General features: G+C 66.5%; 13 protein-coding genes and 3 pseudogenes. 5 read left to right on the top strand and 11 right to left on the bottom strand.

All coding sequences use genetic code 11. The features are described from left to right. The first annotated feature begins 1 nt into the window (after position 1). The 4 genes from ABZ490_RS36075 to folP all read left to right on the top strand — a co-directional run bounded on the left by ABZ490_RS36075 (position 2) and on the right by folP (position 2,781). The gene (locus tag ABZ490_RS36075; protein WP_359000266.1) at positions 2-844 is read left to right on the top strand and encodes a class III extradiol dioxygenase subunit beta; all 843 of its coding nucleotides are present in this window, start codon (positions 2-4) and stop codon (positions 842-844) included. Beyond that, positions 841-1,548, top strand: coding sequence for an alpha/beta hydrolase family protein (locus ABZ490_RS36070; RefSeq protein ID WP_359000065.1), 708 nt, complete (start codon positions 841-843; stop codon positions 1,546-1,548). The genes ABZ490_RS36075 and ABZ490_RS36070 overlap by 4 nt, the downstream gene beginning before the upstream one ends. An 11-nt stretch (positions 1,549-1,559) precedes the next feature. Beyond that, positions 1,560-1,841 (top strand): muconolactone Delta-isomerase family protein, encoded by a 282-nt coding sequence (locus tag ABZ490_RS36065; protein ID WP_359000061.1) that lies wholly within the window; start codon positions 1,560-1,562, stop codon positions 1,839-1,841. Positions 1,842-1,941: 100 nt separating this feature from the next. Next, positions 1,942-2,781 (top strand): dihydropteroate synthase, encoded by an 840-nt coding sequence (folP, locus tag ABZ490_RS36060; protein ID WP_359000058.1) that lies wholly within the window; start codon positions 1,942-1,944, stop codon positions 2,779-2,781. A gap of 11 nt (positions 2,782-2,792) precedes the next feature. Here the strand turns inward: folP and ABZ490_RS36055 are convergent. The 11 genes and pseudogenes from ABZ490_RS36055 to ABZ490_RS36005 all read right to left on the bottom strand — a co-directional run. Further along, a pseudogene (locus ABZ490_RS36055) lies at positions 2,793-3,041 on the bottom strand (hypothetical protein); the annotation flags it as partial. A gap of 34 nt (positions 3,042-3,075) precedes the next feature. Beyond that, positions 3,076-3,525: pseudogene (locus ABZ490_RS36050) on the bottom strand (IS5 family transposase); the annotation flags it as partial. A gap of 5 nt (positions 3,526-3,530) precedes the next feature. Then, positions 3,531-3,827: pseudogene (locus ABZ490_RS36045) on the bottom strand (DDE endonuclease); the annotation flags it as partial. Next, complete coding sequence (locus ABZ490_RS36040) at positions 3,721-4,359, bottom strand: winged helix-turn-helix domain-containing protein (protein WP_359000056.1); 639 nt, start codon at positions 4,357-4,359, stop codon at positions 3,721-3,723. The gene ABZ490_RS36040 and the pseudogene ABZ490_RS36045, both read right to left, overlap by 107 nt. Positions 4,360-4,417: 58 nt before the next feature. Further along, complete coding sequence (locus ABZ490_RS36035) at positions 4,418-5,284, bottom strand: dioxygenase (protein WP_359000053.1); 867 nt, start codon at positions 5,282-5,284, stop codon at positions 4,418-4,420. A gap of 811 nt (positions 5,285-6,095) precedes the next feature. Then, positions 6,096-7,256, bottom strand: coding sequence for a CoA transferase (locus ABZ490_RS36030; RefSeq protein WP_359000050.1), 1,161 nt, complete (start codon positions 7,254-7,256; stop codon positions 6,096-6,098). Positions 7,257-7,356: 100 nt separating this feature from the next. Beyond that, entirely contained in the window at positions 7,357-8,796 is a 1,440-nt protein-coding gene (locus ABZ490_RS36025; protein ID WP_359000048.1) for an amidohydrolase family protein, read from the bottom strand. A 47-nt stretch (positions 8,797-8,843) separates the two neighbouring features. Beyond that, positions 8,844-9,365 carry a DoxX family membrane protein gene (locus ABZ490_RS36020; protein ID WP_359000045.1) on the bottom strand — a complete coding sequence of 174 codons (522 nt, stop codon included), beginning with the start codon at positions 9,363-9,365 and terminating at the stop codon, positions 8,844-8,846. A 48-nt stretch (positions 9,366-9,413) separates the two neighbouring features. Next, positions 9,414-9,977 (bottom strand): flavin reductase family protein, encoded by a 564-nt coding sequence (locus ABZ490_RS36015; protein WP_359000043.1) that lies wholly within the window; start codon positions 9,975-9,977, stop codon positions 9,414-9,416. 2 nt (positions 9,978-9,979) lie between these two features. Further along, complete coding sequence (locus tag ABZ490_RS36010) at positions 9,980-10,360, bottom strand: ester cyclase (protein ID WP_359000039.1); 381 nt, start codon at positions 10,358-10,360, stop codon at positions 9,980-9,982. Positions 10,361-10,391: 31 nt separating this feature from the next. After that, on the bottom strand, positions 10,392-11,582 hold the full coding sequence (locus ABZ490_RS36005) for an acyl-CoA dehydrogenase family protein (RefSeq protein WP_359000036.1): 1,191 nt from the start codon (positions 11,580-11,582) through the stop codon (positions 10,392-10,394). Positions 11,583-11,786: 204 nt separating this feature from the next. Between ABZ490_RS36005 and ABZ490_RS36000 the strand changes: the two genes are divergently transcribed. Beyond that, on the top strand, positions 11,787-12,803 hold the full coding sequence (locus ABZ490_RS36000) for an AraC family transcriptional regulator (RefSeq protein ID WP_359000033.1): 1,017 nt from the start codon (positions 11,787-11,789) through the stop codon (positions 12,801-12,803). Positions 12,804-14,427: the final 1,624 nt, after the last annotated feature.

Here is a 14,427-nt window from a genome sequence, read left to right as displayed (position 1 = left end):
GGTGATCTGGGGTCTGGCGACCTCGCACGTGCCGTCGATCGGCGCCGCGATGGACCACGGCAAAACGCAGGAGCCTTACTGGAAGCCGTTGTTCGACGGCTACGGGCCCGCGCGGGAGTGGATGGCCGAGCACCGGCCCGACATCGCGGTGATCGTGTACAACGACCACGCCAACGCGGTCGACCTCGACCTCATCCCCACCTTCGGGATCGGGACCGCCGAGTCCTACGACGTGGCGGACGAGGGCTGGGGGCGCCGACCCGTGCCGGCGGTGGTGGGCGCCCCAGAGCTCAGCGAACACCTCGTCACCGAGCTCATGGACGAGTCGTTCGACATCGCCACCTTCCACCATCTGGATGTCGACCACGGTCTCACCGTGCCGCTGTCGGTGTACTGCCCCGACCCCGGTGAGGCGTGGCCGTGCGCGGTCGTGCCCGTGCTGGTGAACGTGATCCAGTACCCGCAGCCCACGGCGGCCCGCTGCTACGCGCTCGGGCAGGCGCTCGGGCGGGCGATCCGCTCGTTCCCCAAGGACGTCAAGGTCGCGGTGTTCGGCACCGGCGGCATGTCGCACCAGCTGGCTGGCGCGCGCGCCGGGCTCATCAACGAGGAATTCGACCGCATGTTCCTGCAAGCGATCGAGAATGAGCCCGAGAAGCTGGCCGCGCTCACCCGTGAGGACTACGTCCGCGAGGCGGGTACCGAGGGCATCGAGCTGATCATGTGGCTCATCATGCGCGGGGCCCTGAGCGAGAGCGTCGCGCGAGTCCACGACACGTACCACGTCCCCGCTTCCAACACCGCCGCGGCCCTCGCGCTGTTCGAGGACCTGGGGGCGAAGTGAGTACGTTCGTCCTCGTCCACGGTGCCTGGCACGGCGGCTGGGTCTGGCAGCGGGTGGCGCAGGCGCTCCGTGAGGCCGGCCACGACGTCTACACACCGACCCTGACCGGGATCAGTGACCGCGCTCACCTCGCGAGCCCCGCCGTGGGACTCTCCACACATGTCCAGGACGTGGCGGCGCTGATCGCGGCGTACGACCTCCAGGACGTGGTACTGGTGGGCCACAGCTACGCCGGACAGGTGATCACCGGGGTCGCCGATCGTGTCCCGCACCGGCTGACCAGGCGTGTGTACCTGGACGCCTTCGTGGGCCGCGACGGAAACGCCGCGATCGACCTGCTGCCGGAGACGGTGGCCGGGCACTACCGGGAGTCCGTCGCAGGCCCCGGTTTCGGCTGGCTCATCCCGGTGCGTTCGCTGACCGTGCTGGGCGTGACGGACCAGGCGGACCTCGACTGGCTGACTCCACGCCTGACCCCGCACCCATGGCGCAGCTACACAGAGCCTCTGCAGCTCACGGGGGCCTGCGAGCAGGTCGCCGCCACGTACGTCGAGTGCACGGACTGGATGCGGGTGTTCCAGCCCCATGCCGAGAAGGCCGCGGCCCTTGGCTGGCCGGTGCACCACATCCCCACCGGGCACGAGGCAATGGTCACAGCCCCCAAGGATCTCGCCGAGCTGTTGCTCGCCATCGCCGCGTCCTGAGGAGGCACACCATGGAATTCCTGGTCCGCACGGAGAACCTGCTCCCACCCGACACCCCGGACGACACCCGTGAGCAACTCCGCAAGGCCGAACGGGAGCGGGCCGTGGAGCTACGCCAGGCGGGGATCCTCAAGCGGCTGTGGCGCGTCCCCGGCCGCAACGCCACCATCGGCCTGTACGAGGCCGAGGATCCCGCCGCGCTGCACGACGCGCTGACGTCGCTGCCCCTGTGGAAGTGGATGGACGTGTCCGTGGAGGCACTCGCCACTCACCCCCAGGAACAGAAGAGGTAACCACCACCCGAGACCGCGCACCGTCGGCACCGAGGTCATGCCGGCGGTGCGCTCCTTTGTCCGCACGCGCGTCCGCGGCTCCCCCACGAAGGAACCCTCCATGAACGAGCACTCCGCAGCTCTCGTCCACCCGCTCGTCGCACGGCCCGACGTCGGTCCGATGCGCGTGATGGGGATCGTCAACGCGACTCCCGACTCCTTCTGGTCGGGCAGCAGGTTCGGCACAGCCGAGCGCGCGATCGCGGCAGGTCTACGGATGTTCGACCAGGGCGCGTGGGCTGTCGACGTGGGCGGTGAGTCGACGAGGCCTGGCGCCATCGCCGTCTCTCCTGAGGAGGAACTCGACCGGGTTCTCCCCGTGGTGGCCCGGCTGGCGGACAACGGCCGTGTCTCGGTCGACACCCGGCATCCCGAAGTGGCAGAGGAAGCGGCCCGGGCAGGTGCGTCGATCATCAACGACGTCTCCGGCACAATGTACGGACTCGCCGGCCGGCTCGGAGTCGGCTACGTCGGCATGCACTCCCACGCCGTGCCCGTTGTCCCCGGAGCGAATCCCTTCTACGACGATGTCCACGCCGACGTTGCCTCCTATCTCCGGGCTCTCGCGGGCGCCGCCGAAGAGGAGGGCGTACGCGAGACCTGGATCGACCCCGGGATCGGTTTCGGCAAGAGCACCGCCGACAACCTGGCGCTCCTGCGGCAGTTGCCGTCCCTCTGCTCTCTCGGTGCTCCCGTGCTCCTCGGCGTCAGCCGGAAGTCCTTCCTCGGCGACGTGACCGGCCGCGGGGTCCATGACCGTCTGGCCAGCTCCTTGGCGACGGTCGCTCCCGCATGGTGCGCGGGGGTCGATGTCATCCGTGTCCACGACGTCGCCGAGACGATGGACACCATCGCGCTGTTGGAGGCGGTCTGGGGACGGGCCCAGCAAGGGACGCACTGACCAGGGATCCCTCAGAAGACCGGCGGCCCAAAGAGCAACACGACACAAATTGTCGGCGACGAGGAACGGCTCATCGATCTGAGGAGCGATGGGGCTCTAGGAATCCGTGACTGAAGAGAGGGATCAGTCTCCTTCGGGCCGCGGCGGAGAGTTTGTCCGAGGTGTTCGACGTCGGTGAAGGTGACATTGGCCAGCGGGCTACGCCATGGAAGGGACCAGATACCCTCCACCGGATTTAAGTCTGCTGCGTAGAAAGGCAGTTGCACGATGGCGAGCTAGGTTCTGTCTCTTTGGTCAGTGGCGGGTCCAGATGAGGATGCCCGCGAGGTGGAGGGCGGCCTGGTAGGCGATGGCGAGTTTGTCGGTTCGGGTGGCCAGGCCGCGCCACTGTCTAAGTTGGTTGATGCACCGCTCGACGGTGTTGCGCTGCTTGTAGGCCCCCGCGTCGAAGCCGGGCGGACGGCCTCCGGCGCGGCCTCGCCGCAGTCGGTGGCCGACTTGGTCCACCGGCTGCGGGATGACCGCACGGATGCCCCGGCGCCGCAGATGGCTGCGGATGGCGCGTGAGGAATAAGCACGGTCGGCCAGAACGGCCAGGGGCCGGGTCCGCGGCCTGCCCGGGCCGGTGCGGGGCACGCGGATGCGGGACATCACCGTCTCGAAGGCGGGCGCATCACCTGCCTGGCCTGCGGTAACGGTGAAGGCAAGGGGCCGGGCCCGGCCGTCTGCGGCCAAATGTGGGCGGCGGACTCGCGCATCCCGGCGGCCCGGTGGGTGTTGAGATTGTCCCAGCTCAAGACAATGGAGGTGCCCAGCTGGATGTGGGCGCGGACGACCAGGTCGCGGTAGTCGCTCCAGGCGAAGCTGTTGCGTCCTTTGCCCCGGTGCTCGGGGTGGCGGCGTGGCAGGTAGATCAGCCGGGACGTCTCGCCTGGCTTGTCACAGCACATCGCGGCGATCGAGAAGCGGCGCCAGGACCGGCCGCGCACCCACACCACCGGCGTGTGCCCACGCCAGCCCCAGGTGCGGGCGACGGACGGCGTCATCGAGAATCCGGCCTCGTCCTCGAAGACGATGAAGGCTCCCAGCGCCGCCGCGGTCATTCCACCTACGGCCACACATCTTCCACAAACCCGCCGCACGCTCGTCTCGCTCATCAGCCCGGCAGGCAGGACACCGCCAGGACCAGCCGTGCTGGTGCATCAGCCGGCACACCGCCGCCATCGAGCAGTCGATCTGGAACCTCCAGGCGATCAGCGCTCCGATCCGGGCCAGGCTCCACCGCTGGTCCTCCCAACCATGAGCGGCCGGCCCCAGCGCCGGTTCCTTCTCCAACTCGGCGAACCGACCGTCGGACAGCCTGGGGAGTTTCGGCGGCCCCGCCGAGGCGAGGGCGGCCATCCCGCCGTCCCACCCTGCACGCCGCCAGCGTTCCACCGACCGCTCGCTCACTCGCAGATCCCTTGCGACCACTGCGGTCTCCTCGCCACGAGCGAACCGCTCACCGGCCTCGTACCGGATCCGCTCACGCAACCTCCGCGGTTCGGTGGTCAGTCCGCCACCCTGCGCGTACCGCATACCACCGGCCTACCGCAGGGATCAGCACACGTCACCACCTGACAACACTCCGAAGAGATCAGCAGTCCTCGATGGGTTGCAGAACGAAGTCGTACTCGGCCGTCACGAAGGACGTGTCGAAGGCCGTGCCGTCGGGCGCGACACCGCTGTCGTGTTCGACGAACTTGGTAATCAGCTCCTGTTTTGTGCCGAACACGACGTCGTTCTCGATGTAGTTGGTTCCTTCGGCGAACAAGTGCGTGACCAAGCGCTCATACCCGTCCTCCTCAAGGCAGAAGTGGATGTGCGATGGGCGGAAGTAGCTGATGTCCGTGCGGGAGATAAGTTCACCGACGGGACCGTCCATCGGGATCGCGTAGCCGAGCGGCACGATGCTGCGCAGGCAGTAGGTGCCATCCTCACGGGTCTGGTACTTGGCTCGCAGGCGAGCCTCATTGACATCGAGTTGGGCCTCGTAGTTGCCGTCGGCGTCGGCCTGCCATACGTCGAGGACGGCCCCAGGCAGCGGGTCGCCGGTTGTCGATCGAACAGTTCCAGCGACGAAGAACGGTGTGCCCTCGATCCCGCCCGACATGTCCCAACCGTACGGAACGGCGGGCGAGCCGTCGATGTGGAACGGTCCGAGCACCGTGGCTGGCGTGGCGCCAGGGAAGAAGCGGTTGTTCATCTGGACGACGAGCATGCTCAGGCCAAGGACGTCCGACGCGAGGATGAACTCCTCGCGCTTGTCGTCGCTGATCTGGCCGGCTTCGGTGAGCCAGTTCATCGCAGTGATCCACTCCTTCTCAGTGAGCCGAACCTCGCGTGCGAAGGCGTGCAGGTGCTTGATCACGCTCGTCATGATGGTCGCGAGACGGGCGTCGTGCGCCGTGGCCCACCGGTCGACGGCGAGATCGGTGATGTTCTCCTCGGTCGCGTATGGCATGGTGCGGCTCCTAGCGATTCGGGTCTGTGTCCGGGTCGACGTAGATCGAGTGACGATCGATATGCAGGTAGGCGTCTATCGCCATCGGATGTAGGCACTCCTCCGCGATCTGGCCGACAAGGCCTGAGACTCATGCGAGCAGGGCGAACCCGCGCAGCAGGTCCACCGGTAGGTCGAGGTCCGCAAGGGCCGCCCCACGCGTCGGCACCGTTGAGCGGAAGGGTGCGCCCGAGGATGTCCGGGTGGACGCATCCGATGGCGTCGAAAAGGCGTAGGTGAGGACCGATGGTGCCGGTGTCGCGCGCGATCTCGAAGGTCCGCAGCGTCCGCGGATCGCCATCCTTGTGGTTGGGGTGACCGAGGCCGGAAATGAACTTCTTGGTACGTCGAGACTCCGTCGCGAGGCCCCGGCCAAGAGCCATGAATCGGTCGTCGGTGGCGTCGGCAGAGATGCCGGAACCCTGGACGGCTGCTGCGAGGTAGGCTCTGCGGTCCTCGGTAACGCCGAGGAACCGTGCCCCTCCGCCCAGCAGGCCCGCAGCCAGTGCTTCCTGCAGCGAGTCCGGTGCGCTGAAGTAGGTCATGCGCGCGGCGCTTGCGGTTGAGGTGAAGCCCTGGTCAGCCAGAACGACGGGACAGGCCTCGAACATTCGGACCTCATCCTAGGTGGGGCGACGGCGAACGGCTAGCCAAAAGGCGAGCTCACCGAATCCGACGTTCCCCATGAGGTCCTGGATCTACTCGTCGAAGAGGGTGATGGTCGTGCGGGTAGAGCGTCGAAGGGATGTTGGGGAGCCATCGGTCGGCGGGTTCATGCATCCTCCCCGGCGGCCCAGGCGCGGATCTCCGCGGTGTGTTCGCCGAGCTTCGGCGGTGGCAGCTCGTACCGCAGCCGGTTCTCGGAGAACGTGATCGGGTTGCGAATCGACGGAACCATCGAGTCACCGGTTCCGACTTCGACAACAGGCTCCAGCCCGAGCCGCTCGGCAAAACCGACGCCCTCGGCGATGGAGTTGATGGGGCCGGACGCCACGCCAGCCGCGATCAGGCGCTCGAACCATTCGGCCTTGGAGCGCTCGCGAAGGGGCTTCTCAAGCAGCGGTCGAAGCTCCTCGCGGTTCTTCGTCCGATCAGCGTTCGTGGCGAAGCGCGGGTCGTCAACCAGCTCGGGGGTCCCGAGAACGTCGCACAATCGGGTGAACTGGCCGTCGTTGCCGGCGATGATGATGATGTCGCCGTCGGCTGCCGGGAGCGGCTCGTAGGGGAACAGGCTCGGGTGTGCGTTGCCCATGCGCGTGGGCACGTTGTCGCCGGCGACGAATGCACCCGTCTGATTCACAAGCCCCGAAAGTGCGGACGAAAGCAGGTTCACCTCGACGTGCTGTCCCTTCCCGGTGTCGTTCCGGGCGTTGAGCGCTGCGAGGATGCCGATGGTCGCGTGCAGTCCGGTCACGACGTCGAACACGGAGATACCGGCACGGTACGGCGGGCCCTCGGGTGATCCCGTGAGACTCATCAGGCCGGATACAGCCTGGACCATCAGGTCATACCCGGGGAAGCCCGCGCCGTCACCGGTGCCGAAACCGCTGATCGAAGCGTAGATAACGCCGGGGTTCCGTTCTGCGAGGGCGGCGTAGTTGAGTCCGAACTTGCTGAGCGATCCGGGGCGGAAGTTCTCAATGAAGACATCAGCGCGATCCGCGATGCGGCGAGCCACGGCGAGGTCGTCGTCATCCTTGAGGTTGAGAACGACAGACTTCTTGTTCCGGTTGATGCTCAGGTAGTAGGTCGATACCTCACCGCGAACCGGCGGGACCCACGTGCGCGTGTCGTCACCGCCGGGACCTTCGACCTTGATCACCTCCGCCCCCATGTCGGCGAGCAGCATGGTCGAGTAGGGGCCGGCGAGGATGCGCGAGAAGTCGGCGACGACGAGCCCGGAGAGCGGGCCGTTCCATTGCGCGGATGGCATCGATGATCTCCTGTGGCCGCTGTGCGGCAGGTTGCGCGTTGTATGAGCGGTGACGGGCGGGCCTGGCGGCGGTCAGGTGTGCCAGGCCCGCATGGTCGGGTCAGGCGCCGTGCGTCGAGCTGGCTGCGTACTCCGTGTACATGTACGGGTTGTCGAGGACCTTGGAATCCGGAATGGCCGGGCTCATGCCTTCTCTCCAGACACTCGGGCCGAGCGTGGACTCGAGGTACTCGACGGTGCCCTCGACGGCGGCGCGCGCGCGAGCAAGCGTCGAGCCGACCAGTCGGTGGTTCTGCTTCACAATCCGCCCGTTCACGAGCACCGTGTCCACGTCTGCCCGTTGCGCCTGGAGGGCGACGTGGCCGTACGGGTTGAGCACGGGAAACATCGTGGGAGAGCTGTCGTTCTTGATCAGCACGATGTCTGACTTGAAGCCGGGCGCGATCGTACCGACGACCGAGCCGAGGCCGAGTGCCTCCGCTCCGCCGCGAGTCGACCATGCCACAACGTCTTCGCATCGTAGGCCGATGTTCGTGACGGTCTCGGAGTTCTCGTGGGCCAGCTGGTGCTCGCGGGCACGATCTGAAGCGAGTGTCGCACGCATCGCGGAGAAGAGATCGGCGCTCCACCAGACGCTCGTGTCCATCGACAGCGAGATCGGGATACCGTGTCGGCGCAGCTCCCAGCTGGACGGGTAGCCCTGGCCGCAGGTGGACTCGCTCTCCGACGAGACTGATGCGGAGCCGCCCGTCGCAGCGATCCGGTGGTACGAGTCGGTCGAGAGCGTGGCGGCATGGACGTAGACGGTCTCAGGGGTCATACAGCCGTTCTCGTACATCAGCCGGATGCTGTTGTCGTCCGTTGCACCCCACACTCCGGCATGGGTCGTCACGGCGGCACCCAGCTCTTTGGCAGCCTCGAAGGCTGCCCTCTCCGGGAATGAAGGATCACCGGTCACGTCGAACGCGAGCTGGAGCCCGAGCATGCCGTCGCGCGGTATCCGCCGCTCGATGAAGGAGCGAAGCTCCGGCGAGGTCGCCCATTCCCACGGCGCTCGGTGGATGTTGCCGTATGCGAGCACTGAGCGCCCGCCGACCTCGACCAGGGCATCGACGGCGGCCTCGGCATGGTCGGTGGTCTGCAGTCCATGGGACCAATCGACGGTGGTCGTGACGCCGGCGTCGAGCGCCTCCAAGGCGCCGAGCAGGTTGCCGGCGTAGATGTCCTGTGGTCGGAAGTGCTTACCGTGCTCGAGGTAGTTCCACACAAAGTACTGGGTCAGGGTCCAGTCCGCTCCGTAGCCCCGCATCGCGGTCTGCCAAAGGTGGCGGTGTGTATCGATCATTCCCGGCATCACGATGCCGCCGGACGCGTCGATCTCGTAGGCGTCGTCGGGAACACCAATGCCGGTTCCGACGGCCACGATCTCCTCTCCGATGACGAGTACGTCGGCTTTGGTGAACAGGTCACGTGTGGCATTCACCGACATGACCGTTCCACCGCGGATGACGATGGCCTGGCCTTCTCTGTGCTCGTTCACGATCAGATCCTCATCTCTGTGGGACATGTGCGGCGGCTGCATCCGTGTCACTCGGTGCCGGCCGGCAGTTCGAGCCGCAGCACCCGTCTGCGGCGATGGACCGGCGGGAGAGCGGCAACCAGTCCGAGAGCGATCGCTGCAGCGGAGACCCACCACCCGGTGGTCTCAAGGCCGAGCGCATGGTCGAGGGAGACGGCTCCGGGACCCGTGATCGCGAGGCACGCGGCCACGCCCCCGTAGATCGCGGGTACCTCACATCCCCCGAGGTGAGCCCACAGCCCGTTCGCCACGCTCGGCGTGGCCGCGACGGTCATCGTTCCGATGACCATCGCGCACGCCAGGGGATGGGCGACCCCGAGAGCGAGCAGAGTCGCTCCGGCCAGTTCGGACAAGGCTGCGATGATCACCATCACGGCTCCCGGGCGGAACCCCCACGCATGGAACACGGCTGCAGTTTGTGCGCGCCCGGCTCCACCAAACCAGCCGACACTTTTCTGCAGAGCGTGACCGGCGAGGAGGGTGGCGAGCGCCAGCCTGAGCAGCAGGAGTCCGAGGTCGACGTGTCCCATCAGAGCAACCTCGTCCGGCCAGGGCTGCCCGGTACATGTCCGCGCGACTCACTCATCCCAGAACCGATCCCAATGGTCGTCGTCGATCAGCGGACGCTGGTCCAAGCGCGACAAGCGGCCTTCGTAATAGATCATCGGACGGTCGCAACGTGGCCTCATCACGTAGTTGCTGACTTCCGCAAGGACGAGGCGGTGATCACCGGTCGGCACGACCTGGTGAGGGGCCGTATCGAAACCGATCAATGCATCGTCGAGGAGGACGGCGCCGCTGGATTGCACGCTGTAGGAAAGGTCCGCGAAGCGTTCTTCCACCGGACGCCTGAACGCGTCAGCCACCTCCTCCTCGCCTTGGGCGAGGACACTGAATCCCCAGCCGTGCCCCTCAAGGAATGCCGGGAACGTGGTTGAGCGATCGTCGCCGAAGAACCCGACCAAGGGCGGATCCATCGACACGAAGGTGAAGGAACTCACCACCATGCCGACTGACCGATCGTCCACCGTCGTCGCTGCCACGGTCACCCCGGCAGGGATCCGTCGGAAGGCACGCCACAGGGCTCCCGGCGTCATGGCGTCGGCCGGCGGGGGCGTGGACAAGAGCTTGGGAACACCCATGATCAGCCCACGAACTCCTGCGCGTTCCAGTAGTCGATGATCCGGGTGATTTTCCCGTCGACGCCGAGTTCGCCGACGATCCCGTAGAACACCTCGAACGCGTCGCCGGTCGCAGGCAGGCCAGGAAGGTCGTGCGCGAAAGTGCCGCGCATGATCGCCTCGCCGGCGAAGCGATTGCCGGCGTCGAACGAGCTCGTGACCACGAACGAGAGGTCCGGCATCGCGACGAACGTGTTCGCCATGTGCGTCCCGAGTTCCGCGGGGCGATAGAAGTTCAGGTCGAGCGGCTGGTCCCGGTAGTGCATCTCGGGCGCGAACTGCACGAGTACATCCTCGATGGCGTGGCGGTTCCAGGCCTCGTAGAGCGTGTCCAAGACGGTCATGGTGTCTGTCCTTAGATGTTGTGGTCGTAGGTCACAGGAAAGGGGTGTTGGGATCAATGCCGACGAGCACACGGCCGTAGACCTCGCTGTTGGTGGCATAGGCGAGAGCAGCGTGCGTCGAGAGCACCTCGATGTCGCGGAAGCACTGTTGGATCGGCACGGCCTTCTGAACAGCGCTCGCGCCGCTGTGCTTGCGCAGGATCCCGACGGCCTCGCGAGACAGTTCGGTCAGGTAGCCGACGCGGGCGCGGACGTCCGCACGTGTGCGGGTGTCCATCGATCCGCCGGCGCTGGCCGTGCCGTAGACGTCGTTCGCAACCTGGTCGGCGAGCAGTCCGGCCGACTCGATGCGAACCTGCGCGTCAGCGACCGCATAGTGGGTGATGGGAGCCTCGGACTGCACCTTCCACGCTGTGTAGGTGATGCCACGCCCGGGCAGGCGCTCCAGGAAGTGGTCCATCGCCGCCTGGGCTATACCGATGGGAACGCCACTGCTGATCGCGAGCACGTGAGCGAAGAAGCCGGTGCTGTAAAGCGCGCGTTCCTTGTTGGTCTCGGTCCGGTAGTCACCGCGCAGCGCCGCGTTGAGGTCAATCGAGCGGTGCTCGGGGACAAAGACATCCTCAGCGGTTGAGGTGTGGCTGCCGGTGCCGCGCAGTCCGATCGTGTCCCAGTCCTCGACCAGCCCGAGTTCCGAGGTCGGAACCAGGACCATGCGAATCTCCATCTCGCCGTCAGGTTTGGTCACAACGGCCGCAAGGTGGTCCCAGGCGGCATGCAGGCGTCCGGTGTTGAAACCCCACCGACCAGTGAGCTTGTACCCGCCGTCGACCGGGGTCAGGGTGCCCGTAGGCGAGAAGATGCCGGCGATCCGCACGTCAGGGCCATCCGCGAACACCTCGTCCTGGGCGCGGTCGTCGTAGAGGCCGGTGGCCCAGGACCCGAAGCCATAGAGAGATGTCACCCAGCCCGTGGAGCCGCAGCCCCGCGCGATGGCAGCGAACGCGCGCTGCTGGGTTGCGATGTCGGCCTCGAGCCCACCGAAGCGCTTCGGGGTTCCCAGACGGAATGCTCCCGCTTCGGTCAGGGCATCGAGCACCTCGTCGTCAAGACGAGCTTGCTCTTCGACCTTCACAGCACGCTCCCGAAGGAGCGGCTGCAGTGCTTCGAGCCTCTCAATGACGTTGGTATCGACCTGGACAGGTTGCTCGGTGACAGTCATTCATACCTCGCAGCTTGGGCCGCGTTCTGCAGCTGCCGTTTGACGTTGCCCGGAAGTCTGCGGAGCGAGTGACGCCGATCACAAGCCAGATCCCGAATGCTCGGGACCGAATCCGCAACGGCTGTGGTCGTCGGCATTGCGCGTCGATGCTTCCGGGCTAAATTGGCACAGAAGCTGTTTCGGACTGAGACAAGGTGGTCTCCGATGAGTGCTGTTCTGGGGCTCCCGAAACCTCTTGCCAAGCATCGCCTCTTCGAGACCGACCGTCTCGAAGAGGCCACCGAGCACGGACGTCGGCTGCTGGCACGGCATCGGCTGATTCCGTCGGAGGGTGGAAAGAAGCTCGATGCCGTCGTGAACGGCGTCGACCTGGACGGCTCCCGGCTGCTCTACATGCGGTACGGGAAGCAGCTGCGGGTCACGGCCGAACCGATGCGTGACTGGTACGGAGTACATTTGCCGCTCAAGGGGAGACTCTCTGCCTGGAACCGTGGCTCACTGACGACGACCTGTCCCGGACAAGGAGCGGTCTTCGGGCCACTCGATCCCGTCATGATGGACTGGTCCGAGTCTCTGGAGCTGCTCGTCTTCTGGATCTCACGCGACCACCTCGATGAGAGCGTTCGAACGCTCAGCGGCCGCCGCCTTGACGGCACAGTGACTTTTGCCGCCAACCGCGCTTCAGACGCCCCCATGCTCCGCTCGCTCATGTTGTGCATTGCAGCGACCGTCGACGCGCAACCGAACGGTCTTGCGCCGGCGGTACGCCAGGAGGTTCGCCGGAGCCTGCTGTCCACGATCGTCCTGACGCAGGAACACAGTCACTCGCCGAGCATCCTCCAACACGACTCCCACGCCCTCGCCCCGCGTGTTCATCGGCTCATCCACGAGGTCGACGCGAACCCTCGTGGCGATCACGCGGTCGGAGCACTGGCTGCCAGAGCGGGGCTCAGCGAACGAAGCGTCCAGATGTGGTTCCGGCGCGAGACCGGGATGTCGCCCAACGCCTACGTCCGAGCCGCATGCCTGCGAGGGGCGCGCGAGGAGATCCTTTCGGCCAGCGGGCGCAGCAACTCGATCGGTGAGATCGCTGCAGCCTGGGGTTTCAGCAACGCCGGTCGTTTCGCGCAGGAATACCGTCGTGAGTACGGGGAGCAGCCCAGCTCAACGCTGCGGAGGTCTGCGTTCCATCCGTCGTCGGGTGGTCAGGAGTCAGCGTGACCGGATCGGCATTACCGCAGGTCACGTCGGCACGTGCTTCTACGGTGTCGGGGTTGGCTCTGTGCAGGCTGCCCCGCCACGGGAAAGAAGACGTCCGGCGCGCCTACGGGTGACGCTTGGACCACGCATGGGTTGCCCGTCCAGACGGTCTTTCCAGGAGAGTCGTAGCGGCAACCCCATCGGGTGGTGAGCTGGGCAACGAGGAGGAGGCGCTGAGCCGTTGCATGTGCGCCAGATTCACCGTATGCCTCCTCCCTGCCGGTGGAACCGGCTCAAGGAGAGCAAGAGCCCCAGGTTCGGTACGAGCCTGCCTGCGCCATCAGTGGCGGCAACCGCTGCGGCATCGCCGTCGCTGAACGCCGACCCGGGTTCGGCGATGCCGCAACGGGTGAGGGCCGCGACGCCGTCGACCGCCCGAATTCCGGCATGAAGGCCGTAGGCCGCGTACCAGCACCTCGGCCGCCGTGGTCGTCGTTCTCGTCTGGCTGTGCCGCCACCCCGGCGGTCCACCCTGCGAAGCCAACGACTCCGCTCTCGCTGGATCGCCCACCAGCAGACGCGGACCTTCAGGCATGCAGTTGAACAGATGTTCGCGTCTGGCGCGGGCGGCACCGGCGGTGATGGCGTCCCGCGTGATGGTGTAGCCGATCACGGTTAGGGAGTGCGCCGGGGGCGCGTGCTGACGTGACTTCCGCTCCCTGCCCGTAGGGTCGGGCCACCGTGCAGCTCTCCGTCCCGTGAGTCCGTGGCAGCTCTTCTCGCGCTGGGTCAGACGTGCTCGGCGATCACATAGACGGAGTTGACCCCGCCCGCCCGAGCGACAGCGACGGAAGCGGTGACGGTTCGCTCGGCTGGTCTCTGCGCTCCGCGCCAGGAACTGCCCGGGAAGCTCCAGCCGATCACTCCGCAAGGCGGCGCTTCCACCAGGGATCTGTGGGTGGTGAGAACGGATCTGGCAGGGTCCGCGCCAAGAAGCGGTCGTCCAGGGGAGCGACCGCTCCGAGAAGTTCACGGCGTGCCTTGCGGTTCATGGCCGAGGCCGTGCCCTGCAGCAGCGTTCGCGCGTGCCTATCCCTCCAGAGGGTGGTTCCCCACCCGTAGTTGGGTCCGTGGTCCGGCCATGAGTGAAGCGCCAGAGCCCATGCCCGGAAGGCGTGGGCGACGTGGCCGGGAGGCAATCTGTACTGAACTTCGAACTGTGCGATCTGCCGGTTCGTCGCAGCGGACAAACCAGGGATGACCTGTCGGCTTCTGGCGCTCCTGCGACGGGGTTGTTCGGTTCTGATCTCGCCTGGTGACCGGCGAGGCATGGGCACTTCCAGCTGGGAAGACGAGTGACCGTCCGACGGTAGGTGGCGTCAGTCCGAAGAGCAAGCGGTCAACTGGCTGTTTGCTTTTCGGCTCGGGCGCGGGTGGTGGTGGCATCCCGCGTGGTGCTGAAGGGGATCAATCGTTGGGCGTGTTCGGGGCGTTGGGGAGTGCGGGGCGCTTTCGGGGAGCCCGGTGGGGTAGATCTGGTCCATGCTGCCCTCAAGGAGCAAGCCGTAATGCCTGCATAGATGACTCCGAGGACGGGAATGTGCCGGTCATCGGGGTAAATGGCCTGCTCAGGGCCGCTGAGACG

This window comes from Streptomyces sp. NPDC005811 (assembly GCF_040630405.1).
Classification (GTDB): domain Bacteria; phylum Actinomycetota; class Actinomycetes; order Streptomycetales; family Streptomycetaceae; genus Streptomyces.
The sequence above is the reverse complement of the archived record's forward strand: the minus strand, read 5'-3'. Positions and strand labels throughout refer to the sequence as shown.